The organism is Deltaproteobacteria bacterium HGW-Deltaproteobacteria-18 (genome assembly GCA_002841885.1).
Classification (GTDB): Bacteria; Desulfobacterota; Desulfovibrionia; order Desulfovibrionales; family Desulfomicrobiaceae; genus Desulfomicrobium.
The window spans coordinates 20,946-43,239 of sequence record PHBE01000025.1 but is presented as its reverse complement, the minus strand read 5'-3'; the positions used below and the strand labels follow the sequence as shown (position 1 = coordinate 43,239).

21 protein-coding genes and 1 tRNA gene are annotated in these 22,294 nt (G+C 59.4%); 13 read left to right on the top strand and 9 right to left on the bottom strand.

The features are described from left to right. Positions 1-170: 170 nt before the first annotated feature. Positions 171-1,361 carry a cystathionine beta-lyase gene (metC, locus tag CVU60_17365; protein ID PKN40158.1) on the top strand — a complete coding sequence of 397 codons (1,191 nt, stop codon included), beginning with the start codon at positions 171-173 and terminating at the stop codon, positions 1,359-1,361. Between the two features lie 55 nt (positions 1,362-1,416). On the opposite strand, the gene CVU60_17360 is transcribed toward metC, so the two are convergent. Next, positions 1,417-2,787: a sigma-54-dependent Fis family transcriptional regulator gene (locus CVU60_17360; GenBank protein ID PKN40157.1), complete on the bottom strand. Its 1,371-nt coding sequence runs from the start codon at positions 2,785-2,787 to the stop codon at positions 1,417-1,419. 535 nt (positions 2,788-3,322) lie between these two features. Here CVU60_17360 and CVU60_17355 point away from each other — a divergent pair. The 5 genes from CVU60_17355 (at position 3,323) to CVU60_17335 (ending at position 7,243) form a co-directional block, all read left to right on the top strand. Further along, positions 3,323-3,535 carry a hypothetical protein gene (locus CVU60_17355; GenBank protein PKN40156.1) on the top strand — a complete coding sequence of 71 codons (213 nt, stop codon included), beginning with the start codon at positions 3,323-3,325 and terminating at the stop codon, positions 3,533-3,535. Further along, entirely contained in the window at positions 3,535-3,720 is a 186-nt protein-coding gene (locus CVU60_17350) for a hypothetical protein (GenBank protein ID PKN40155.1), read from the top strand. The genes CVU60_17355 and CVU60_17350 overlap by 1 nt, the downstream gene beginning before the upstream one ends. A gap of 299 nt (positions 3,721-4,019) precedes the next feature. Next, positions 4,020-4,994 (top strand): 4Fe-4S ferredoxin, encoded by a 975-nt coding sequence (locus CVU60_17345; GenBank protein ID PKN40154.1) that lies wholly within the window; start codon positions 4,020-4,022, stop codon positions 4,992-4,994. Further along, a complete protein-coding gene (locus CVU60_17340) occupies positions 4,987-5,412 on the top strand; it encodes a FeS-binding protein (GenBank protein PKN40153.1) in 426 nt (141 codons plus the stop codon). The genes CVU60_17345 and CVU60_17340 overlap by 8 nt, the downstream gene beginning before the upstream one ends. Positions 5,413-5,551: 139 nt before the next feature. Next, positions 5,552-7,243, top strand: a complete 1,692-nt coding sequence (locus CVU60_17335; protein PKN40152.1) for a pyridine nucleotide-disulfide oxidoreductase — start codon at positions 5,552-5,554, stop codon at positions 7,241-7,243. A 157-nt stretch (positions 7,244-7,400) separates the two neighbouring features. On the opposite strand, the gene CVU60_17330 is transcribed toward CVU60_17335, so the two are convergent. Together CVU60_17330 and CVU60_17325 are read right to left on the bottom strand one after the other, a co-directional pair. Then, positions 7,401-7,754, bottom strand: coding sequence for a two-component system response regulator (locus CVU60_17330; GenBank protein PKN40151.1), 354 nt, complete (start codon positions 7,752-7,754; stop codon positions 7,401-7,403). Between the two features lie 152 nt (positions 7,755-7,906). Beyond that, a complete protein-coding gene (locus CVU60_17325) occupies positions 7,907-8,446 on the bottom strand; it encodes a hypothetical protein (GenBank protein ID PKN40150.1) in 540 nt (179 codons plus the stop codon). Between the two features lie 157 nt (positions 8,447-8,603). Between CVU60_17325 and gcvH the strand changes: the two genes are divergently transcribed. The 4 genes from gcvH to CVU60_17305 all read left to right on the top strand — a co-directional run bounded on the left by gcvH (position 8,604) and on the right by CVU60_17305 (position 13,163). Next, complete coding sequence (gcvH, locus tag CVU60_17320; protein ID PKN40149.1) at positions 8,604-8,984, top strand: glycine cleavage system protein H; 381 nt, start codon at positions 8,604-8,606, stop codon at positions 8,982-8,984. 104 nt (positions 8,985-9,088) lie between these two features. After that, positions 9,089-10,417: an aminomethyl-transferring glycine dehydrogenase gene (locus tag CVU60_17315; protein PKN40148.1), complete on the top strand. Its 1,329-nt coding sequence runs from the start codon at positions 9,089-9,091 to the stop codon at positions 10,415-10,417. 5 nt (positions 10,418-10,422) lie between these two features. After that, positions 10,423-11,865, top strand: a complete 1,443-nt coding sequence (locus tag CVU60_17310; GenBank protein ID PKN40160.1) for a glycine dehydrogenase (aminomethyl-transferring) — start codon at positions 10,423-10,425, stop codon at positions 11,863-11,865. A 95-nt stretch (positions 11,866-11,960) separates the two neighbouring features. Then, positions 11,961-13,163 (top strand): hypothetical protein, encoded by a 1,203-nt coding sequence (locus tag CVU60_17305; GenBank protein ID PKN40147.1) that lies wholly within the window; start codon positions 11,961-11,963, stop codon positions 13,161-13,163. Between the two features lie 47 nt (positions 13,164-13,210). Here CVU60_17305 and CVU60_17300 read toward each other — a convergent pair whose 3' ends face one another. The 3 genes from CVU60_17300 to argB form a co-directional block, all read right to left on the bottom strand. Beyond that, positions 13,211-14,491 (bottom strand): hypothetical protein, encoded by a 1,281-nt coding sequence (locus tag CVU60_17300; protein PKN40146.1) that lies wholly within the window; start codon positions 14,489-14,491, stop codon positions 13,211-13,213. Further along, positions 14,488-17,196 carry a DUF2339 domain-containing protein gene (locus tag CVU60_17295; GenBank protein ID PKN40145.1) on the bottom strand — a complete coding sequence of 903 codons (2,709 nt, stop codon included), beginning with the start codon at positions 17,194-17,196 and terminating at the stop codon, positions 14,488-14,490. The genes CVU60_17300 and CVU60_17295 overlap by 4 nt, the downstream gene beginning before the upstream one ends. A 246-nt stretch (positions 17,197-17,442) precedes the next feature. After that, positions 17,443-18,324, bottom strand: coding sequence for an acetylglutamate kinase (argB, locus tag CVU60_17290; GenBank protein ID PKN40144.1), 882 nt, complete (start codon positions 18,322-18,324; stop codon positions 17,443-17,445). A gap of 178 nt (positions 18,325-18,502) precedes the next feature. Between argB and CVU60_17285 the strand changes: the two genes are divergently transcribed. Then, on the top strand, positions 18,503-18,775 hold the full coding sequence (locus CVU60_17285) for a hypothetical protein (protein PKN40143.1): 273 nt from the start codon (positions 18,503-18,505) through the stop codon (positions 18,773-18,775). Positions 18,776-19,020: 245 nt separating this feature from the next. Here the strand turns inward: CVU60_17285 and CVU60_17280 are convergent, their stop codons facing one another. Together CVU60_17280 and CVU60_17275 are read right to left on the bottom strand one after the other, a co-directional pair. Next, a complete protein-coding gene (locus CVU60_17280) occupies positions 19,021-20,364 on the bottom strand; it encodes an HslU--HslV peptidase ATPase subunit (GenBank protein PKN40142.1) in 1,344 nt (447 codons plus the stop codon). Then, complete coding sequence (locus CVU60_17275) at positions 20,361-20,909, bottom strand: HslU--HslV peptidase proteolytic subunit (GenBank protein PKN40141.1); 549 nt, start codon at positions 20,907-20,909, stop codon at positions 20,361-20,363. Before CVU60_17275 ends, CVU60_17280 begins: the two co-directional genes overlap by 4 nt. Positions 20,910-21,107: 198 nt before the next feature. On the opposite strand from CVU60_17275, the gene CVU60_17270 reads away from it, so the two are divergent. Further along, positions 21,108-21,184 (top strand) — tRNA-Arg (locus CVU60_17270). A 76-nt stretch (positions 21,185-21,260) separates the two neighbouring features. Here the strand turns inward: CVU60_17270 and CVU60_17265 are convergent. After that, positions 21,261-21,473 (bottom strand): hypothetical protein, encoded by a 213-nt coding sequence (locus tag CVU60_17265; GenBank protein PKN40140.1) that lies wholly within the window; start codon positions 21,471-21,473, stop codon positions 21,261-21,263. A gap of 326 nt (positions 21,474-21,799) precedes the next feature. Here CVU60_17265 and CVU60_17260 point away from each other — a divergent pair, with 326 nt between their 5' ends. Continuing rightward, positions 21,800-22,291, top strand: coding sequence for a hypothetical protein (locus tag CVU60_17260; protein ID PKN40139.1), 492 nt, complete (start codon positions 21,800-21,802; stop codon positions 22,289-22,291). Positions 22,292-22,294 lie beyond the last annotated feature (3 nt).

The window sequence follows — 22,294 nt, the reverse complement described above, 5'->3', positions numbered from 1 at the left end:
TGAGGGGGAAAGGCGACTTTCCCCCTTTTTTCATGGCCGGGTACGGACAGAACAGCCTGGACACACGCGCAGCGAAGATGAATCCTTCAGCCGACGCATTCCCGTCCCCTTGAAAACATTGACCAATGACTCTCGCCAAGGCATCAGCACTCTGAAAAAGGAGGGCGCCCATGAAAGCAAGCACCCGTCTCATGCAGTCACCGAAGCTTGAGCTTCCGCCGACCAGGACCGTCAATCCGGAACTTCATCGCGGCTCGACCGTATATTTCGATTCGTATGCGGACCTGCTCAGTGCCGGTTGCGGCGAATATCGAGGGGTCACCTATGGTACCGACAGGCTGCCACAGCAACGCATTCTTGAAAAGGCCATCGGCGAACTTGAAGGCGCGGCCCTGACCCGTGTCTTTCCCTCGGGGATCAGCGCCATCAGCGAAACCCTGCTGGCTTTTGCGAGTGCGGGTGATCATCTGCTCGTATGCGACAATGTCTATGGACCGACCCTGCGCTTCTGCCGCGAGATCCTGGGCAAATTCGGTGTGCAGACCGATGCCGTGCCCGCCAATGCCGGAGCGGAAATAATCGATTTCATCCGTCCTGAAACCCGGCTTATTTTCCTGGAATCACCCGGCTCGAACACGTTCGAGATCCAGGACATCCCGGCCATCACCCGCATCGCCCGCGAGCGCGGCATCGTCACGGTTCTCGACAACACTTGGGCCACGCCGCTGTACCTCAACCCGTTCGCCCTTGGGGTGGATATCTGCATCCATTCCGTGACCAAATATCTTTCCGGCCACTCGGATGTCCTGATGGGCTCGGTCTCGACCACTGCCGAGCACGCCGAAACCCTGGCGAAAACCTACGCCTGCCGAGAAATCTATGCCTCGCCGGACGACTGCCTGCTGACCCTGCGCGGCCTCAAGACCCTGCATGTGCGCATGAAAGAGCATTATGCTTCGGCGATGCAGGTGGCGCAATGGCTGCAGGAGCAGCCGCTGGTCCGCGAGGTGCTTTATCCGGCTCTGCCCTCGCACCCTGAACACCATCTCTGGAAGCGCGACTTCAGCGGCGCTTCAGGCCTCTTTGCCATGACCTTGCGACATGAATACGCACCGCAGACTCTGGGCGTGTTTCTGGATTCCCTGAGTCTGTTCGGCATGGGATTCAGCTGGGGAGGATACAAGAGCCTGATCACGGCCGGAGTGCCTGGAAGAAACCTGGCCGGGCGCTATCAAGGACAGACGATCATCCGCCTCAATATCGGCCTTGAAGATCCGCAGGACCTGATGGAGGATTTGGGACGCGGGCTGTCGCTGCTCGAAAGACAGACGCCTCTTGAGGATGCGCGACAAGCACGCTGATCACCTCGTTCCTGCATCCGCCAGGCTCGGCAAAGAGCCTGGCGGCCGCGCATTATCAAACCTGCCCGGAACCTACGCTGTAGCGTTTCATCTGGCTCCACACACTGGTGCGGGAGATTCCCAGAATCCGCGCCGCTTCGGACTGATTTCCGTCCGCCTCTCGCAGGGCCTGCACCAGGCGTTCTTTTTTGATCTCGTCCAGGCTTCTGGTCGCCACATCGGCAGGAACGCACGCCACGGATTCGCTCATGAGTTCGGTCGGCAGGTCGCCGGGTTCGATCATGTCCGTCTTGCAGGCCACAAAGGCGTACTCGAAGGCGCTGCGAAGCTCGCGCACGTTGCCGGGCCAGGGATGGCGCAGCAGCAGATCCATGGCTTCGCGCGAGATGCCCTGCACCTTCTTGCCGGATTTGAGCTGCATGCGCAGGAAAAACGAAGAGGCCAAAAGCGGAATGTCCTCGCGGCGCTCGCGCAGCGCAGGGATGCGAATGGGAATGACGTTGATGCGATAGTACAGGTCCTGGCGGAACAGGTTTCTGGCGATAAGTTCCGGCAGATCGCGATTGGTGGCCGTGAGAATCCGGGCCTGGATGGGAATGGGCTTGTGATCGCCAACGCGCTCGATGACCTTCTCTTCGAGCACGCGCAAGAGCTTTACCTGGGTACTGGCGGGAAGGTCGCCGATTTCATCCAGAAAGATGTCCCCGTCGCCCGCGCTCTCGAAACGCCCCATGCGATCCTTGTGCGCACCGGTGTAGGCGCCCCTGACGTGCCCAAAAAGTTCGCTTTCCAGAAGCGACTCGTTGAGCGCCGCGCAGTTGACCTTGATGAACGGCTTGTCCCGGCGCGGACCGGCCTCGTGAATGGCCTTGGCCACCAGCTCCTTGCCGGTGCCGCTCTCGCCGTAGATGATGACCGGCGAGTCGATCTGCGCCACGCCGTCGATAAAATCGAAGACCCGCTGCATGTTCGCGGCCCGGCCCACGATGCCGTGAAAGGAGTCCTCGCGGGAAATCTCGCGCCGGAAGATCTCAAGCTGCTCTTCCTTGTCCACAAGGTCCGAGATGTCCGTCATGGTCTCCACCGCCCCGATTATCTCGCCATCCCTGTCCTTGAGCACCGAGGCATTCTTGACCACCGGCACGCGCGAGCCATCCTTGCGCATCAGGGCGCACTGCTGTTTGCGCAGCTCCCCCTTCTTGAACATCACGCACCAGTGACACTCCGGAATCCCGCGCGCCAGCTCGCAGGACGAGCAGCCAAGGATCGTGCACGAAGCCCCGATAAGCTCTTCGCGGGAATAACCCGTCATGCTCACCAGGCCCTCGTTGACGGACACGATCTTGCCATCCGGCGTGACGATCATGATGCCGTCCTGAATGGTGTTGACCACGGTCTTCCAATATTGATTCAGATCTTCATCCATCCTCTTCGCTCCATGCCACATGTTTTGTTTGTGAACAAAGTACCTGTTCATCTGTTTAGTTAATGAACATGCAAAACGCAACAACGGAACGGAAAACGATCGAAAATAATCGTTCGCAGTCAAATTTAAATTATTATTTCAGATAGATAAAAATAATGAAATTTCAAGATCCGTAAAGCACGAATCTGGCACGCCACTGGCTATTGGGGATATGTCGGCGAATCCCGGCGTATGAGGATGACTGCCATGACCACGTTAGACATGCGGAACACAATGGATTTTTTCGGGATGCTCACGGCCTGCGCACTGATCAAAAGGCTTGAAGCTGGTGAATCCATGCTGATTCTGGCCAACGACAGGGCCTTTCTGCCAGATTTGCGCAGAGTGCACCCTGACTGCAGCTTTCAGATGATCCCGCCTCATGACTTGCAGGACGGCGACGATTACCTGTTTCAAGTCATAAAGATATCATCATGGCCGCACCCGCCTGGCCCTGCGTCACGCCGTGTCCCTGGCCGTAAACTACGGCGCTTCCATGACCATCCTGCATGTGGTACCGGATCTTGTGGACCTCCTGAGCGAAGATGCAGGCTTTGACATCGAAACACACTTCGAGGCTTCGAACTGGAACGAATTCAACGCCTCGGCCACGGCCAGGGCCAAGGAAAAGGACCGGGATCGAGTGCGCCAGATAGCCGCCGATGCGCCACCGAGGACGCCCGCTGCCCGGTATCCGGAGCGGAACTGATGATCCGCACAGGCGATCCGGCCGAACGCATCCTTGAAGAGATCGCCGGGCACGACCTTGTCGTCATGGGCGCCCACGGGCGGGGCGTGTTCGCCAACATGCTGCTCGGTTCCGTGGCCAGCAAGATCGTGCGCCTGAGCCCCGTTCCGGTGCTGACGGTGCGGTTGCCCGAGGAAAAGGCGTGAAGGTGAGCTGGCCGATTGTATCAGGAAAGACATGGATTGCCACGGCTTTCAGCCTCGCAATGACGCCATGGCTCAACCGTCATTGCGAGGAGTCTTCGACGCGGCAATCCATCTTCGCCTCTTCAAATGCAAAGAAAAGACAGGAAAGACATGGATTGCCACGGCTTTCAGCCTCGCAATGACGTCATGACTCAACCGTCATTGCGAGGAGTCTTCGACGCAGCAGGTCAGGCTCTGCGTGAAATCCATCTTTCCGAATATAGAGAAACCGTGACAATAAACTCTCCTTGGAGAAATACATGAAAATAAACCGCAGACTCTTCCTTGCCTCGGGCCTGGCCGCAGCGGCCGGTGCCGTGGCCAGGCCTGCGCAGGCCCTTGCCGGGGAAGGCGGCAGTTCCGGCACGAACGACGCTGTCGTCCTGGCAACCCTGCTCGACATTTCCAAGTGCATCGCCTGCGGCGCATGCGTGGAAGCATGTCGCGAGACCAACGGGCACAAATTCCCCAAACCGACAAAACCCTTCCCCAAGATGTATCCGGCCAAGGTCAAGGCCGCTGACTGGTCGGACAAGCAGGACGTGGACGACCGCCTGACTCCCTACAACTGGCTCTACATCCAGACGGCCACGGGCGAATACAACGGCGAGCCCTTCGAATTGAACATCCCGCGCCGCTGTCTGCATTGCCAGAACCCGCCCTGTGCCAATCTCTGCCCTTGGGGCGCAGCATCAAAGGACGGCCGGGGCATCGTCAGCATCAACGACGAGATCTGCCTGGGCGGCTCCAAATGCAAGAGCGTCTGCCCGTGGCACATCCCCGAACGCCAGACAGGCGTCGGGCTGTACCTGAAGCTCGCACCGAGCTTCGCGGGAAACGGCGTCATGTACAAATGCGACCGCTGCCGGGACCTGGTCGCCCAGGGAAAGACTCCGGCCTGCATCGAGCCCTGCCCCGAAGGAGTGCAGACCATCGGCCCGCGCGACGAGATCAGGGCCATGGCCCTCAAGCTGGCCGAGGAAACCGGGGGCTTCATCTACGGCGACACCGAGAACGGCGGGACCAACACGTTTTACGTTTCCCCCGTGCCCTTCGACGTCCTTGACCAGGCCGTTGAACAGGGGGCGGGCAAACCGCACCTGGCATCGGTCGGAAACCCGTTCGTTAAGGAAGAGCAGCTGGCGCGTGCCGTCTATGCAGCTCCCTTCGTCGGGCTCGTGGCCGGCGTGCTGCATCTGGTACGCGGGGCCACTTCGGAGGACAGCAATGAATAAACTCACCCTTGTTTTCCGCCTGACCGTGATCGCCCTGCTGTTCACTGGCTTCGCCCAGATGCCCATCTTCGCCCGGTATTATCTGGCCGACGTGCCGGGTTTTGCCTGGACGGCGGACTACTATTTCAACCACGTGCTGCACTACATCCTGGCCATCGTCCTGCTGGCCATTCTTGGCTGGCGACTGCCCCGCATCCTCAGGCGCAAGTCCTGGAAGACAATGGACGTCATCGTCGGCCTGTGCTGGGCCGGCATCGTGCTAACCGGCATCATCCGGGTCATGAAGAATCAGCCGCAGAGCTATTTCTCCCCCACGCTGGTCATGTGGGTGGACTGGAGCCATCTCGGATTTGTCATGCTCCTCGGAGCGGCGAGCCTGATTCGACCCAGAGCCCGGCCCGGAGCCCCGAAAAGCTGACGCCCTCTAAACCTGATAAATCACTTTAAGTTTATCTCGGCGGAATCATTCCCTCCATACTGCTGCGCCCCAGGCCACTGGGTGCGCGCCAGGGGCTCTTGTTTCAAAATTCAACCAATTTGATCGAAAGGAGACAAATATGATTGCCAAACGAATTGTCGTGATCGGAGGAACCGCCGCCGGGCCAAAGGCAGCGGCCAGGGCCAGCCGCCTGGATCAGAACGCGGAGGTCATCCTCCTGCAGAAGGCCCCGGAGCTGTCCATGGCGTCCTGCGGATACCCCTACTACGTATCAGGCATGTTCAAGGAGCGTGAAAAGCTTCTGTGCACACCGTCCGGCGTGGTGCGCGACCCGGCCTTCTTCGCCGGTGCCAAGGGCATCACCGCCATGGTCAATACCGAAGCCGTGAGCATCGATCGTGAAAGCAAGGTCGTGAGCTGGATCAATTCCGAGGGAAACAACGGCCTTTTGGCCTATGACAAGCTCATCCTCTGCACCGGATCCGTACCCAAGATGCCCCCGATCCCGGGACGGGACCTAAAGGGCGTGACGACCCTGCACTCCATGGCCGACGCCGACGCCATGCGTACCTGGGCCGAGCATTCCAGAGGCAAGAAGGCTGTGGTCATCGGCGGCGGGCTCATCGGCATCGAGGCCTGCGAAGCATTGAGCCATGCGGGAATCGATGTCACCGTGGTCGAGGCCCTGCCGCAAATTCTCGGTTTTCTGGACACCGAGTTGGCGCTGCTGGTGGAAAACCACGCCCGCGCCAAGGGTGCAAAGATCATAACCGGCGTCGGCCTGTCGGCTCTTGAAGGCGAAGACGGACAGATCAGCGCCGCACGCCTGGCAGATGGGCGGGTGCTGCCCTGCGATCTGGTGGTCATGGCCGTCGGCGTGGCTCCGAACACTGCCCTGGCCAAGGCCGCGGGCCTTGAGATCGGTGCCTCCGGCGGCATCGTCGTCAACGAGTTCATGGCAACTTCGGATCCGAACATCTACGCCGCCGGAGACTGCGTCGAGATTACCAATCGTCTGACCGGAAAGAAAATACTGGCTCCGTACGGCGACCTGGCCAATCTGGAAGGCCGCGTGGCCGGTGAGAACGCGGTGCTCGGCGATTCGGTGCGCTTCCCCGGAACCATCGGCAGCGGCATCTGCAAGGTCTTCGACTTCACCGCCGCGTCAACAGGTCTCTCGGAACGCCGCGCCAGGGAAGCAGGCTTTGATGTGGTCACAGCCATAAATGCCAGCCCCGACAAACCCGGCTTCATGGGCGCAAAACCCCTGGTCTCCAAGATGATCGCGGATCGCGCCACGGGCCGCATCCTGGGATTTGCCTGCGTAGGCCTCGGTGACGTGAACCGCCAGGCTTCCGAAATGGCCGTGGCGGTGGCCGCTGGCTGGACCGTGGACGAAATGGCCATGGCCGACCTGCCCTACGCACCGCCCTACTCCCAGGCCATCGACCATGCCATCGCCACCGCGCATATTCTCCAGAACAAGATGCGCGGGCTCATGACCGGCATCTCCAGCGTCGAGGCCAAGGCCCTCTTCGACGCGGGTGGTCCTCTCTACGTCCTTGACGTGCGCGGCCACGATGAATTCGCGGAGAAGCAGCTCGGCCGTGGCGAAACACTCATTCCTCTAGGCCAGTTGCGGGGGCGCGTGAACGAACTGCCCCAGGACAAGAACGCGACCATCCTCTCTTTCTGCAAAGTGTCCATGCGCGGCTACGAAGCCCAGCGCATTCTCGAAAGCGCCGGGTATACCAACGTACGGGTCATGGAAGGCGGACTCATGGCATGGCCCTACACCAGCGAACAATAGTTTCCCCTCCCCTCCTTAAAGAAGGCCAAAGCCCCCTGACAGATTGGTTGTCAGAGGGCTTTGGCCTTATACTTCGCGAACGTAAGTGACGCATTTCAGCAAATGGACTATAGAAGAGGCGGTCGGCTCCAGCAGCTTTTTCCCGGAAGCGACTTTTTCAGATGAGCTTTTCGACCGTCCGCATCAACTCCGTGCTGTCGTAGGATTTGACCACATAGGCATCGGCCGCAATGGACTTGAGGTCGAAGCGAAAGCTGTCGTAGGCCGTGCACAGGACGATGGGCAGCTTGCCATGGCTGCACCGCAGGCTCTGTAGCATGTCGAGCCCCGACTTGCTCTCCAGCTTGATATCCAGAATGATCAGGTCGGGCTTGTGATCTTTCACCAGCTCCAGAGGATCGTCGCTCCCGTCGGAAAGGACCACTTCATAGCCCAGGGCGCGGAGTTCCTCGGCATAGAGCATGCGCACATGTGCTTCATCGTCGATCACCAGAACCTTCTTCCGGCCCATAAGAACCTCCCCCTGCGTCAAATTTTCTTTTCCATAACAGACTATATCCGACCTTGGGAAGATTCTCCTGTCCAAAAATCAACTCCCTTCCGGCAGCCGCAAAACACAATGCCGCCCGGAGGCGGCATATGGTCACCAGAGAAAGCGCGCCTCTATTCCTGCATTTCAAAAATTCCATCCAGTTCGGAAACAAAAGGCTTCACCGTATCCTGATCTTCCGGCGACGCTGTAAGCACCTTCTCCATTTCCGCCATGCTCGTCTGCATCTGTGTGATCATCTGGGACTTGTATTCGGCCGGGATGTCCTTGTTGCCTTCGATCTCGGCGATGGACTGCTGCATCTGGCCCATGACATCCTGCCCGTCCTTGCCCAGCCTGATGGCCATGTATGCCTGGGTCACCTGCTGGGAAACCGTCGACCAGGTGGTAAAGTCAAATCCGTGCTTTCCGAGAATGGCTTCCACATCGCGCTTCTCCTTGAGGCCCTGGGCCCAATCAGTCACGACCTGGGCGGTACTGGTTGCGTCACCGTCATCACCGCTCTCTTCGGCGTACTGATCAAAATACGGCTTGAGTTCCTGCATGGAGGCAATAAAGCCCTTCACGTCGTTTGCAGTCAGGCCCGAACACCAGGCGTTGGAAGAAATCAACAACATCATTATGAAAAGCCCCGCCACACGCACCAATTTCATACTTCCTCCTCGAAGAATATTTGGCAATGCATAATCTATTTTCCGCGCTCCTCATCTCTTTATTGCGCTTTCGTGGCAATATATTTATGTCAGCGCGAACTCAAGGGGCTGGAAACGATCCAACCCGAATCTCCAAAAAACAACACTGGAGGCTGTCATGAATCCCAAGGAACTTCTATACGCAAAATCCCATGAATGGGTCAAAATCGAAGGCGACGAGGCCGTGATCGGCATCAGCCACTTCGCTCAGGAGCAGCTCGGCGATCTGACTTTCGTCGAACTCCCCCAGCCCGGCGACCAGGCCGAGGCCGGAGCCGAGATCGGAACGGTGGAATCGGTCAAGGCCGCCAGCGAAATATACTCCCCGGTCAGCGGAGAGATCACCGCAGTCAACACGGAGTTGGAAAACGCGCCGGAACTGGTCAACAAGGATGCATTCGGCGCAGGCTGGCTGTTCAAGGTCCGCCTTTCCGCCGCACCCGAAGGACTTCTGGACGCCGACGCCTACGCAGCCCTGTGCGCCGCCGAAGCGCACTAAACCCAATCATCAGGCTGCCCCTTCCGCTGCGCGAACGTTCATTCTTTTTTGCCTGAACTCGTCGCCTCCGGCCGGATGGACGCAGCCCATCATCCGGAGGCGACATGCCCTTCATACCGCATACCCCTGCCGAACAGAGCGAAATGCTGGCCACCGTCGGCGTGGACAGCGTGGAAGCCCTGTTCGAAGATATTCCGAAAAAATTCCGGGCCGCCGAACTGAACCTGCCTCGGGGCCTGAGCGAAATGGACGTCCGCCAGAAGCTCGAAAAGACGGCGGCCAAAAACCACACGGATCTGACCTCGTTCCTGGGCGCAGGATTCTACGATCACTATATTCCAAGCGCAGTGGACGCGCTCTGCAGTCGGGGTGAATTCTATACCGCATACACCCCCTATCAGGCCGAAGCCTCCCAGGGCATGCTGCAGGCGATCTTTGAATATCAGACTGCCGTGGCACGCCTTCTTGACCTGCAATACGCCAATGCTTCCCTCTATGACGGCGGAACAGCGCTCTACGAAGCGATCATGATGGCCGTGCGCCAGAACAAACGCACGCGCATCGTCATCTCCGAGAGCGTGAACCCCATCTACAGGGTCATGCTCGACAGCTACACCACGAACCTCAAACTCGATCTGGTGACCATCCCTCACCAGAATTGCAAAACGGACGTGGATGCGCTGCTTGCTGCCCTGAATGACGACACGGCGGCCGTCATCGTCCAGAATCCCAACTTCTTCGGCACGATCCAGGATTTCACGGCCCTTTTCACCAAGGCCCGCGAACACAAGATCGTCTCCATCATCTCGACCTATCCGATCATGCAGTCCCTGCTCAAGACTCCGGGCGAAATGGGCGCCGATATCGCCGTGGCCGAGGGTCAGAGTCTCGGGCTGCCGCTCAGTTTCGGCGGTCCGTACCTGGGCATCATGGCCTGCAACAAGCAGCTCATCCGCCAGATGCCCGGCCGCATCGTCGGACGCACCGTGGACAAGAGCGGCAAGACCGGCTTCGTGTTGACCCTGCAGGCCCGGGAGCAGCATATCCGCCGCGAGAAGGCCACATCCAACATCTGCTCCAACCAGGCCCTGTGCGCCCTGCGCGCACTCATGTACATGAGCCTGCTCGGGCCCGAAGGGCTCAAGCGCACGGCCCAGATCGGCATGGAACGCGCCAGCTATGCAGCCAAGCGCCTGGAACAGCTGCCCGGAGTACGCGTGGTCAACCAGCCTTTCGGCAACGAATTCACCGTCGAGCTGCCCGTGCGCGCCTACGAGGTCATCGACAAGCTCCTTGTCACCAAATACGTGCCCGGCTTCCCCCTTGGCCGCTACTACCAGGGCATGGACAACCACCTCCTGGTGGCCTGCACCGAAAAAACCACACAGCAGAGCGTCGGCATCCTGGCCGAATTGATTGGAGGTGCCCTGTGAAAACCATGTTCTCCGATTCCGCCAAGGGCAGAACCGGCGTGTGGCCCGACGCCCCCAAGGGAAATCCGTCGTCCACCATCCCGGACGAGCTGCTGCGCGGCTGCCCCCCGAAACTCCCCGAACTGTCCGAGATAGACGTCATCCGTCATTTCACCAAGCTCTCCCGCCTCAATTACAGCGTGGACAGCAATTTCTATCCCCTCGGGTCGTGCACCATGAAGTACAACCCGAAATTCACCGAGGCCGTGGCCGCCCAGCCCGGGTTCACCTCCGTGCACCCGCTTATCCCGCAGCTCAAGGGGGCCGGACACATGACCCAGGGCGCGCTGGAAGTGCTCTACGAGACCGAGCAGCTCCTGGCCGAGATCACCGGCATGGACGCCTTCACCCTGCAACCCATGGCCGGAGCCCACGGCGAGCTGACCGGGGTCATGCTCATGGCCGCCTATCACAACGACAAGGGCAACAAGAAGACCAAGATCATCGTCCCCGACTCGGCCCACGGCACCAACCCTGCCTCGGCGGCCATCGCGGGTTACGATGTCGTCTCCATCGAATCCAAAAACGGGATGATCGACCCCGACGAACTCGAAAAGGTCCTTGACGACGAGGTCGCGGGTCTGATGATGACCTGCCCCAACACCCTGGGGCTTTTCGAGTGCGGGCTGGAACGCATCGTCAAGCTGATCCACGGCGTGGACGGGCTGCTTTACTACGACGGCGCTAACCTGAACGCCATCATGGGCAAGATGCGCGTCGGCGACGTCGGCTTCGACATCGTGCACCTGAACCTGCACAAGACCTTCGCCACCCCTCACGGCGGCGGCGGACCCGGCTCGGGGCCCGTTGGCGTAAGCCGGCGTCTGGTGGACTACCTGCCCGTTTCGCGAGTGGTGAAACTCGAGGACGGACAATACTACCTGAACTACGACTACCCCAAATCCATCGGCTATATCGCGCCCTTCTACGGCAATTTCGGGGTCATCCTCAAAGCCTACGCCTACATCCTGCGCCTGGGCCGTGAAGGCATTGTGCGCGCTTCGGAGAACGCGGTCCTGGCCGCCAACTACCTGCGCAAACGTCTGGAGGATCATCTCGAAATCCCCCACGACCGCATCTGCATGCACGAGTTCGTGGCCTCGGCCGCGAAACAGGCCGAAAAGGGTGTTCGAGCCCTGGATCTGGCCAAGGCCCTGCTCGACAAGGGGCACTATGCCCCGACCATCTACTTTCCGCTCATCGTCAAGGAATGCCTGATGTTCGAGCCCACGGAGACGGAAAGCAAGGAAACCCTGGACGGATTCATCGATGACCTGATCGAAATACTCGGACGTGTCGATACCGATGCGCAATCAATTCAAAACGCTCCCGTGACCACTCCAGTGGAGCGTCTCGACGAGGTCCGCGCAGCCAGAAGCATGGAACTTGTGGACGACGCCGGACTTTGATTCCACTTCATCTGAGCCATAAAAAAAGCCTCCAGCAATGGAGGCTTTTTTTATGGCTGCATATCGATTCACCCTGTTTTGCAGCAACTTTCACGATGCTTGCGATACATGATAAAATTCGTTGCAATCACACACCCTCGTGCTTAAGGAAGTTTCACATATTCTTTATTCATGGGGTGATCATGTCCTACATTTTTGTCGTACCTACACTGCTTGGCCTTGTAGCGCTCATGTATTTTTATGTTTCGCGCAAGCCGGAGCTGGAACCCATCTTTGGTGAAGATCATAATCCAGTAAAGATAATTCCGGTTGTCACCAAACAAACTGCATTCAATGAGTGGGAATCAGTATTGATCCGCGCCCTGGATCATATCTACTCCGGTACGCCGTCATCAACCGGCAACCAACTGACCCACGTCTACGAACCGCCCTCGGCCCTGGCTCAAACCGCAATCTCGAATCTGGTCAAGGCCTTCGACAAGGTAGGCACCCTGCACTCCTCCCTGGCCGCCATCGACAATCCCGGCGTCAGCATGAAAGAGCTCGGCGATCTGGTCACCCGCGACCCCCTGCTCTCTTCCCGCGTGCTGAAAACCATCAACTCCCCGTTTTTTCGCGTGGCCACGGATGTCAAATCCATCCACACCGCCGTGAACATCCTGGGCCTGACCAATCTGAAAAACCTCATCGCATTTGGAGTCATGCCCTATTCGCTGTACAAGCATCCCGAACATCAGCGCATGTTCAAGACCGTCTGGCAGCACATGAACTCCACCGCCATCGCCGCCTCGTACATGGCAAGGGCAAGGCAGGATCTGGACAGCGGCGCCCTGTACACAGCCGGACTGATGCACGACATCGGCAAGCTCGTGCTCATCCTGCTGGTCAAAGATCCCGAAGAGGGCGAAGTGTATCCTCAAACCCTGGACCGCGAATACGAGCGTCTCATGGCCACCCATATCCAGGCTGCCCAGATCATGGCCCAAGGGGGGAGCATCCCGGATCAGCTGCGCACCCTGGTCCTGAGCCACCACCTTCCTGCGCTGCTGCCGGTTTCACAGCTTGAATGTGACGGGCAGCAGGCCAAGAGCCTGACCGTGCTTTTTTTGGCCGACCAAGTGGCCAAACTCATCTCGCCGCACGGCACCCTGCTCGACGACGTCCGCAAACTCGACCAGCTCGACCCCAGCTTCCGCGAGATCTTCTCGAAACAGGAAGCCCGGGAGATCCTGCTGAGTCCCGGGCTTATCGATGACGTGATGAACAACGTGCGTCTGGTGCAGGCGACGCTGAACTAGGCTTCAACTGCTTTTTTTTGACTGCCGGCCGCCTTGACGTCCGGCAGTCATTTTTTTTGATCCAGGGTCCGCAGCAACTGCCAGGCCATGAATCCGAGCAGGATCACCCCAAAGCCTAGCACCGCCCAAAGCACAAGTCCGGCATGATCCGGTTCCGGCAACAGCCGATCGTCACCGCCCAGGACAACCGGGGCCGCAAGCTTGGCTGTACCCAGCCCCAGCGTCCCGATCTTTTTGTCGCCGAGCATGGCGGAAAGCATATCGGGTGCGCGTTTTGCGGAATGCTTGCCCATGGCCAGAGTGAACGGCCCGGGGCCTTGCGGCATGAAGACAAGCTCATGAGGCACCCACCCGACACGCAGCGGCACCGGCGCGCCCTGCATCACGATCCGCAAGCGCTCACAAGGGCCATGCAGCGCAAGGCCCGGACCGTCCAGCAACTGCCCGTCAACGGTCAGACGAAAAAGCGCTCCTGCCGCCACGGCACGCCAGTCTTCGTTCAAAGGCCTGAGCACTTTCACGCCCAGCACAGCATTTTCCACGTCTCCCAGATCCAGCACATCCACCGGCAAGGCGGGCGGCAACGCATACTCGTAGGTATCTTCAGCTACCAGATGTCCGTGCAGGGGCAGAAAACGACGGGTCACGTCCGCGTCGCCGCCGACCATCCGCGCATGGGCTCTGGCCAGAACCGAAAGGTCGGCCTGTCCCGTCAGCAGATAATATTTCCAGCGCTTGCCGTGGAGCATGACCCTGTCCTGCAGGATGCGTCCATTCTGGTGCTCCATGAAGGCCAGCACCGCGCTTCCGGCCGCACGCCAGGAATACAGGTCGTCACTGCCTTGCACTTCGACACGGATGAAGGCCGACGATGAGGCCCCGGCCTCGAAACGCAGCGCGGCGATGTCTTCGGTGATGGCGGAAGCGTCAAGCAGCAGAGACTGATGCGTCCCCGCGGGAAGCGCGGTCATCCGGGTCTCCAGTACGGCACCCTGGTCCGAGGTGCGCACGTTCATGCGAAAGTCATAATCCAAGGCGCCTTCAGGCCCGTCCGAAATTCGAAAAAGGGGCAGAGGCGTTTCCTGCGCGGCGACAGCCTGTACTGCGACGCGGCGCAGGTGCATGGGCACCTCGGCACCCTCGGCGTTGAACACGCGCAGATCGCCAAGGTCGTCTCGCACGCTGGCATTGTAAACTTCAAAAGGCAGTTCCAGGCGTTGCAGGGCAAAATCCGCTTCTGTTTCCAGAAGGTAGCCGCGGGCAAAGTCCATGGGCGAGGCGGCCTGGGCTGAGAAAGGCGCAAGCAGAAGCAGCAGGACGAAGATCATGATTTTTTCCCCTTGGGCGGCATCGGACAGAAATAACCCACCACAAGCATGAGCAGCCCCACACCCAGAAACGAGACAATGCGCGCCACGGTGCCGCGCCCATCCAGATCGACCAGAAAAAGCTTGCCGACCACGACCGCCAGCAGCCCGGCCCCGGCCATCCAGGCCTCCCGCAGGACGCGCCTGCGCCCCAGGAGCATGGCCCCAAGCGCAGCCAGGGACCAGAGCACCGAACAGGCTGCCTGCAACACGTCGGAGCGAAACATGGATTCCAAGGCATAGGGCACATCGCCCAGAAAATGAACCGTCCTGGCCACGACCACGTTCATCCAGACAAAGGCCCACCCAGCCAGGACGGCGGGCAGAAAACGCTCGACCCGGGGATCTCTGATCACGTCATGCCCCACCGCCTTGCGCGCCCAGACCGCCAGGGTGACCAGCACCAGCGCCTGGGTCAGATCGAGGGGGTTCAGGACCGGGACATACGGCAGGGGGCGGGGATTGCCACTGACGAAGCAGGCCCCGATCCACCACAGGGCCAGAAACGCCGCAAGGGCTCCGCCGGCGCGAAGATATGCAGCGAAATGCCTGCGCAGAGGCCAGTCCAGGCGCGGGTAGACGATGACAATGAGCAGCAGGATTCCGGTCACGGCCGCTGCGGCATCGGCCCAGCTTCCGTTTTGAGCGAGATGGATGATCGTCTGCCTGTGCGCTTCACGCAGGGCCAGCACCGCGACCAGGAGCGCACCGAGCGTATGCACCCAGCCGCGCACCCGTGCGTCCCAGCTCTCTTCCAGGGCGAAAAGCATCCCGAATTGAGCCAGCAGGGCCAGCGGCCAGCCAAGCCATCCCCAATCCGCTCCGGGATGTCCGCTCCACAGGATGGCGCTGCAAAGCAGCAGCACGACCGTAAACTGCGCAAGATACCGGGGCATGGGCCATGTGGCCCTCCTGTGCAGCACGGACCAGACGCCGAGGGCTGCCAAAATCGCCGCCAGGAAAATCGGATCCGGGTGAACCTGCTCCCCGGCCCAGAAAAACCAGGTCCCGTACCACCACGCAGCGCCCCACAGCCCCATGACCAGCGGCAGCGGTTCCTCATGGGAAAGTCGCGCCTCAGGCAAAGTCCAGTAGGTCCAGCTCGAAAAAAAGCCTCCCAGCCCCAGAAAGAGCCCGGCCAGAAGATGCCCGCTGTCCAGATGCACAGACCACAGGGAGAGCGAGGCGGCAAAGGCCAGGGCCGCGCCGATCTGCAGCAGCAGGCCGAAGATCCGGGTGACGAGCCGCTCCTGCCGAAGCCCCAGCCAGATCATCCCCGCGCCTTCAAGGGCCCAGGTTGACGCGGTCCATGAAGCATCAAGGGCCATGGGCACGGCCAGGGAAAGAAAGATCACGCCCAGGGCGAGATGGGCCTCGGCCAGGAGCCCAAGACCGCCGCTTTTCTTCCAGAGCAGCCTTAGGGGCAGGATGTACCACAGCGCAAGGCCCAGACAGCTGAAAGCCGCGCCCATTTCAATGTCGTGCACCAGCCCCATTTGCAGCCCGAAGGCCGCTAGCGGCAGTCCGAAGACCAGCGCGCTGTCGAGCCTGGTTCGCCCGGAGCCGCTATGGGCACGGGCGAAGAGGATGGAGACGGTCCCGTACATGAGGAAAAAGAGGATCAGAAAGGGCTCGGTGGTCGAGAAATACTCCGGAGAATAGAACCTGGCTCCCCACAGCGCCCCGATGCCGAAGGTGCAGGCGAACCCGAGCAGGTTGAGCACCCGCCACGTTCTGTACCAGGCGATGCCGAGGACGCCGAGGTTCAGCAGGGCGTAATAGCCGAAGAGCTGCACGTGGCTGCCCTGCCCCGTGGACAGCAGGATAGGGGCCAGAAAGCCCCCCGCCGCGCCGAATACGGCCAGGGCCGAAGCGTTCTGCACCACGGCCAGGATTCCTGAAAAGACGACCACCGCGCACATGAGGATCAGGGCCCACAGCGGCGGGATCATGTCCAGAAAACGGGCCGCCGCAAAAATGGTCAGATACAGCACGCCGACGCCCCCGCCCTGCACCAGCAGGGCGTAGACGGGATTGCCGTGCCGCAGCCGCCAGCCCAGAGCCAGCAGGACAACACCCAGCATTCCGGCCCCGGCCATGCGCAGTTCCACCGGCAGCAGGCTGTGATCGGAAGCGTACTTCAGTAAAAAGGAGACTCCGAAAAAGAGCACCACCAGCCCGACCTTGACCACGGGATTCCCGCCGGTGACCCAGGCCAGGGTCTGCGACCAGGCGGCGGCGAGCCAGTCCGGAGCCATGTGCTCCGTTTTGGTGACGGGCCGCGATGCAGCCAGCTTGGGAGCGAGCTCCTCCTGGGCGGAGAAGACGAAATCCTCGCCGGTGTCCCCACCCGTGCTCCAACCGGACTCGGGCGCGAAGGCACGGGATGCGCCCGCACCCGAATCGGCACCGTCCTGGACGGAATCAGTCGCAGCAGGCGCGGCTGCCGCCATGGTTTCATGCGTTGCAGACGTGCGCTCGGATGATTTTGCGCGGAGCAGGTGTTGAAGTTCCCGTATCTTTTTCTCCTGCGCCGCAATGCGGGACGCAAGAACCCAGCAGACCACGCCGAGGACGGGAAGAGCCAGGAGCGTCGGGCTGCGCCACCAGTCATCGACCGCGCCGAGAAATGAAAACAGGATCAGGATGCCAAGGACAATACGCACAAACACCTCCACGTTGCGGCCGCTCTCGTCCGATGCGCCAGGGACGCATCACGATCCTGCATTGCCACGATTTCATAGGCTTTGCCGAGTGCGGAGGATGTTGGCAAGAAAAAAACCGGAGTGCTTTAAACCCGGCACACATGGAAGTACGCGGACTAAGATGGATGCAGTCCTAAGCAGGTGGGCGAAAAAAAGCCCGGCTACCATCAAGGCAGAGGCCGGGCTTTATCAACAGGGGAGACGTGACTATTTGCTCGTTATTTCAGAACCGATTCCGCCCTGGGTGAACATTTCAAGCAGGATGACGTTCTCCACCCTGCCGTCCAGAATGTGGGCCTTGGACACGCCTCCGTCCACGGCCTCCATGCAGCACTTGATCTTGGGGATCATGCCGCCGGTAACCACGCCCTGCTCCAGGGCGTGCACGGCCTGATGCAGGGTCATGGAGGAGATGAGCTCGCCCTTCTTGTCCAGCACGCCCGGCACATCGGTCAGCAGGATGAGCTTCTTGGCGCCCACGGCCACGGCCACGGCACTGGCCACGGAGTCTGCATTGATGTTGTAGGTGTTGCCTTCCTCGTCCACGCCCACCGGGGCGATGACCGGAATGAAGTTTGCGGCCTGCAGCGAGCTGATGACCGAAGTGTCCACGGCCACGACCTCGCCGACGTTGCCAAGGTCAATGATCTCGGGCGGTGCGTCGGCGCGTTCCACGGCCATCTCCAGCTTCTGGGCCCAGATCATCCGCCCGTCCTTGCCGGACAGCCCAACGGCCCGGCCGCCCTGGGTGTTGATGAGGTTGACGATTTCCTTGTTGACCTTGCCCACCAGCACCATCTCGACCACGTCCATGGTCGCGTCATCGGTGACGCGCAGACCCTGGCGGAACTCGGAGGTGATGCCGAGCTGCTTGAGCATGTTGCCGATCTGCGGCCCGCCGCCGTGCACGATGACCGGATTGACGCCGATATAGCGCAGCAACTGGATGTTGAGGGCAAAACCCTTGCGCAGCGCCTCGTCCTTCATGGCGTGACCGCCGTATTTTATGACGATGGTCTGGCCGTAAAACTCGCGGATATAAGGCAGCGCCTCCAGCAGAAAGGCGGCTCTCAAAGCTTCTTGTGACATGGCTCCCTCGTGGACTTGAAAGGTGGGGAATGGGGCCGGTTTGACGGCATGCGGGAATACCTTGGCAAGGAGGGGGGAAAAATTCAAGCACAATGATGGAAGAGGTTTTGCGACCTGGTACTGTGGTTCGAAAAGGAGGAGGAAGTCTCTGTGCGGACCAGATAGATGATCCGCAAGGATGGAGAACCTGCAAAAACAGGCTCTCTGGGCGGACGCGCCCCGGTTTGGCCCGGGCCAGGGCCGCCGAAACTCCATCGCGGACCTCGTAGAGCTGAATCGGAGCATGCAGGACGGGAAATCAGGACAGCACGCCAGGCACCGATTCAGCAAACGATGCCTGGCTCAGTCAGACAGTCGGTGCCCCTGGCCCGGACCAACCCGGGGCGCTGAGACGTTGCAGGAGCCAACTTTTTTGAATCTGGAACTGATTTCAATTCAGGCTAAATCTTGATTATCACGATGTTCGGCCTTGCAATGACTGGTCGGATAAATCGTCATTGCGAGGAGTCCTCGACGCGGCAATCCATGACTTCCAACATTCATTGCGTATCCAGAAAAAAAGATGGATTGCCGCGCTTCGCTCGCAATGACGGTTTGTGCAGCTCGTCATTGCGAGGAGTCTTCGACGCGGCAATCCATGACTTCCAACATTCATTACAGCGTATATAATGAAATATTACTGCAAAAAAGTAGACACTACAGAATATACCGCGTCAGATCCCTATCCTCCTGCACATCATGCAGGGCCGCCGCTACATAGTCCTTGTCTATGGTCACAATGGCCTCGTCCATATCCGGGGCATCGAAGGACAGGTCGGAGACGATCTTCTCCATGATGGTGTACAGTCTGCGTGCGCCGATATTCTCGGTTTCCTCGTTTATCTTCTGGGCAAAGCGTGCAATTTCAAGAAGCGCCTCGTCGGTGTAGACGACCTCGATCTTTTCCGTGCCCAGCAACGCCTTGTACTGCACTGTCAGCGCGTTCTGGGGTTCGGTCAGGATGCGGTAGAAATCCTCCTTGGTCAGGGCCGCAAGCTCCACGCGCAAGGGGAAGCGTCCCTGCAGTTCCGGCACCAGGTCCGAGGGTTTGGACATGTGAAAGGCCCCTGCGGCAATGAAGAGAATATGATCACTGCGTACCATTCCGTACTTTGTGTTCACGGTGCTGCCCTCGACTATGGGCAAAAGGTCGCGCTGCACGCCCTCGCGTGAAACATCGGCCTTGCCCGAACTGTTTGCGCCGCAGATCTTGTCGATCTCGTCCAGAAAGACGATGCCCGATTCCTGGACCCGTTCGCGGGCGGTCTCGTGCACCTTGTCCATGTCGATGAGGCGCTCGCACTCGGACTGAATGAGGATGTCATAAGCGTTACGGACGGCCACCTTCTTGGTCTTCTTTTTCTTGGGGAAGACTTTGGAGAACATGTCCTGCATCTGCATTTCCATGCCTTCCATGCCCGGCACGCCCATGACCTGCACGCCGCCCCCTGCGGAGACTTCGACTTCCACCAGACGGTCATCGAGCTTGCCCGCCCGCCACAGCTGCCGAAGCTTTTCGCGGGTAGAATCAGCGGCCTGGGATTCGGGACCGATATAGTCGATCCCGGCCGATTCCAGCGGTTTGGTGGGAAGCAGCAGGTCCAGCAGGCGCTCTTCGGCCGAAACCTCGGCCTTGATGCGAACCGCCGCCTCCTCTTCCTGGCGGACCAGGTTGACGCCGATTTCCATCAGGTCGCGAATGATGGACTCCACATCGCGGCCCACGTACCCAACCTCGGTGAACTTGGTGGCTTCGACCTTGATGAAGGGGGAGCCGGCCAGCCTGGCCAGACGACGGGCGATCTCGGTCTTGCCCACGCCCGTGGGGCCGATCATGAGGATATTTTTGGGCGCGATCTCTTCGGCCAGTTCCGGGTCGAGCTGACGGCGGCGCCAGCGATTCCTGAGGGCGATGGCGACCATGCGTTTGGCCTGGGTCTGGCCGACAATGTATTTGTCCAGTTCGGACACGATCTCACGGGGAGTCAGGGTATTCATCAGGAGTTCCTGGTCACGGTTTCAAAGATGATGTGGTCGTTGGTATAAACGCAGATCTCGGCGGCGATGGCCATGGACTTGCGCACGATGTCCTCGGCGGGCAGATCCGTGTGGCGGCGCAGGGCGCGGGCAGCGGACATGGCGTAGGCCCCGCCGGAGCCGATGGCGGCCACACCGTCATCGGGCTCGATGACGTCACCGGTGCCGCTGAGCATGAGGATATTCTCGGCGTCGGCCACCAGCAGCATGGCCTCCAGACGGCGCAGATATTTGTCGGTACGCCAGTCCTTGGCCAGTTCCACACTGGCGCGGACCAGATTTCCGCCAAATTCTTCAAGCTTTGCTTCAAATTTTTCAAACAGCGTGAAGGCGTCCGCCGTGGATCCGGCAAAGCCGCATACGATGCGATCACGGTAAAGACGCCGGACCTTGCGAGCCCCGTGCTTGATGGCGATGGCCTGACCCAGGGTGACCTGACCGTCGCCGGCCACGGAGACACCCTTGTCGTCCTTGACCGCCAGAATTGTTGTTCCGCGCATTTCCTGCATGATTTCTTCCTTATTGGGTGCGCTCTTCTAAAGGCGCGTGAATAAAGCAAACAAGTTGGACACTCCCCCGTCCTTGTCAAGGCGCGGACGGGAAAATGGCTTCCGAAAAGCTGCAACCGGACACAAGAAAAAAAATCAAATTCGGCAAAAAACTGCTTGACGATGAAGCCGCTTGTCCATAGTAACCGACTTCTCGACGCGCCCGTAGCTCAGTTGGATAGAGTGCCTGACTACGAATCAGTAGGTCGCATGTTCGAATCATGCCGGGCGCACCAGAAAATCAAGGGATTGCTGATAATTCAGCGATCCCTTTTTTTTTGCGCTTCCGCGTCACCGTGTGCGGGCATCCCATCAGGTCGCCAGCGCAACGCCCTCCTGCACAATCCCGAATATCTCCGTCGCCTCTCTCACCCATTCCATGAAAATCACGGTCGGACGCCTCGCCTGTGAAACGCAAGGCGGCGCACCTAGCTTACAGCACTTTCTGCCACCTGCGCCAAAATCCTTCTTTCGATACCGCAATTCCCCGCTTTTTCCTCCGACAATCGCCGCGTTGTCATACAAACAGCTTGCTCCTTGGCACATGGCTACCATACTGTCGACAAAGACGCTTTCTACACTGCCTCCTCCCATCTACTTTCGGCATGCAGACAAAAATGAACAAAAACCAATATAGTTGAAAATGAAAAATCATTACAAAACAGAACGACAAAGTTACCATTTATCGGCCAGCCATGACGTCAAAGAACACAACGTGCCTGAGCAGACTTTACAGGAAAGTGAAATCCGGTGTCGCCTGCTTGCGGATGTCGCCTTTGAGTTATTTCCGATTCATCAAACGGCATAGCACACCCCAAGTCCTTAGTATCACAACATCATAAGGTACAGGCATGAACGATTACAGCTCAAAGCCCCTTTCCCCGCGGACCCTCTCGCTGGTCCTCGACAAGTGGCTGCCGCTCCAGGATGGCGAAGCACAAACACCGCTCCATGAGCCGTCAAAAAAAGAGGACAAAAGCCCGCTAGTCTGGGACAAGGAGACAATGCTCGACCGATTGCTGAACGATGAGCAGTTGGCTGACGAAATTCTCGCAGGTTTTGCGGAGGATATTCCTCTGCGCATCGCAGCTCTGAAGCGCGGGCTGGAAGACAACGATCTGGCCACGGCCGCGCTCCACGCGCACAGCATGCGAGGCGCTGCCGCAAACTTGGGAGCCGGAATCCTGCAGGATGCCGCCAGGGACATGGAAAGATGCTGCATCGAAAACGACGCCGCGAATTTCAAGGCATGCCTTGAATTGCTCGAAAATTCCATCGATTCCCTGCTGAATGAAATAGCCCTGCATGAAGTTCAAAATGACAGGCATGCAAACAGCCTTTGAACA

What these genes read in the sequence shown, in the direction of transcription:
- CVU60_17330 (PKN40151.1), bottom strand. Translation starts at nt 7,754, where the DNA reads ATGGGCCGGAAGAAGGTTCTGGTGATCGACGATGAAGCACATGTGCGC.
- argB (PKN40144.1), bottom strand. Translation starts at nt 18,324, where the DNA reads ATGTCACAAGAAGCTTTGAGAGCCGCCTTTCTGCTGGAGGCGCTGCCT.
- CVU60_17315 (PKN40148.1), top strand. Translation starts at nt 9,089, where the DNA reads ATGCCCTTCATACCGCATACCCCTGCCGAACAGAGCGAAATGCTGGCC.
- CVU60_17300 (PKN40146.1), bottom strand. Translation starts at nt 14,491, where the DNA reads ATGATCTTCGTCCTGCTGCTTCTGCTTGCGCCTTTCTCAGCCCAGGCC.
- CVU60_17355 (PKN40156.1), top strand. Translation starts at nt 3,323, where the DNA reads ATGACCATCCTGCATGTGGTACCGGATCTTGTGGACCTCCTGAGCGAA.
- metC (PKN40158.1), top strand. Translation starts at nt 171, where the DNA reads ATGAAAGCAAGCACCCGTCTCATGCAGTCACCGAAGCTTGAGCTTCCG.
- CVU60_17325 (PKN40150.1), bottom strand. Translation starts at nt 8,446, where the DNA reads ATGAAATTGGTGCGTGTGGCGGGGCTTTTCATAATGATGTTGTTGATT.
- CVU60_17260 (PKN40139.1), top strand. Translation starts at nt 21,800, where the DNA reads ATGAACGATTACAGCTCAAAGCCCCTTTCCCCGCGGACCCTCTCGCTG.
- CVU60_17345 (PKN40154.1), top strand. Translation starts at nt 4,020, where the DNA reads ATGAAAATAAACCGCAGACTCTTCCTTGCCTCGGGCCTGGCCGCAGCG.
- CVU60_17360 (PKN40157.1), bottom strand. Translation starts at nt 2,787, where the DNA reads ATGGATGAAGATCTGAATCAATATTGGAAGACCGTGGTCAACACCATT.
- gcvH (PKN40149.1), top strand. Translation starts at nt 8,604, where the DNA reads ATGAATCCCAAGGAACTTCTATACGCAAAATCCCATGAATGGGTCAAA.
- CVU60_17335 (PKN40152.1), top strand. Translation starts at nt 5,552, where the DNA reads ATGATTGCCAAACGAATTGTCGTGATCGGAGGAACCGCCGCCGGGCCA.
- CVU60_17275 (PKN40141.1), bottom strand. Translation starts at nt 20,909, where the DNA reads ATGCAGGAAATGCGCGGAACAACAATTCTGGCGGTCAAGGACGACAAG.
- CVU60_17305 (PKN40147.1), top strand. Translation starts at nt 11,961, where the DNA reads ATGCTTGCGATACATGATAAAATTCGTTGCAATCACACACCCTCGTGC.
- CVU60_17340 (PKN40153.1), top strand. Translation starts at nt 4,987, where the DNA reads ATGAATAAACTCACCCTTGTTTTCCGCCTGACCGTGATCGCCCTGCTG.
- CVU60_17285 (PKN40143.1), top strand. Translation starts at nt 18,503, where the DNA reads ATGGAGAACCTGCAAAAACAGGCTCTCTGGGCGGACGCGCCCCGGTTT.
- CVU60_17310 (PKN40160.1), top strand. Translation starts at nt 10,423, where the DNA reads ATGTTCTCCGATTCCGCCAAGGGCAGAACCGGCGTGTGGCCCGACGCC.
- CVU60_17350 (PKN40155.1), top strand. Translation starts at nt 3,535, where the DNA reads ATGATCCGCACAGGCGATCCGGCCGAACGCATCCTTGAAGAGATCGCC.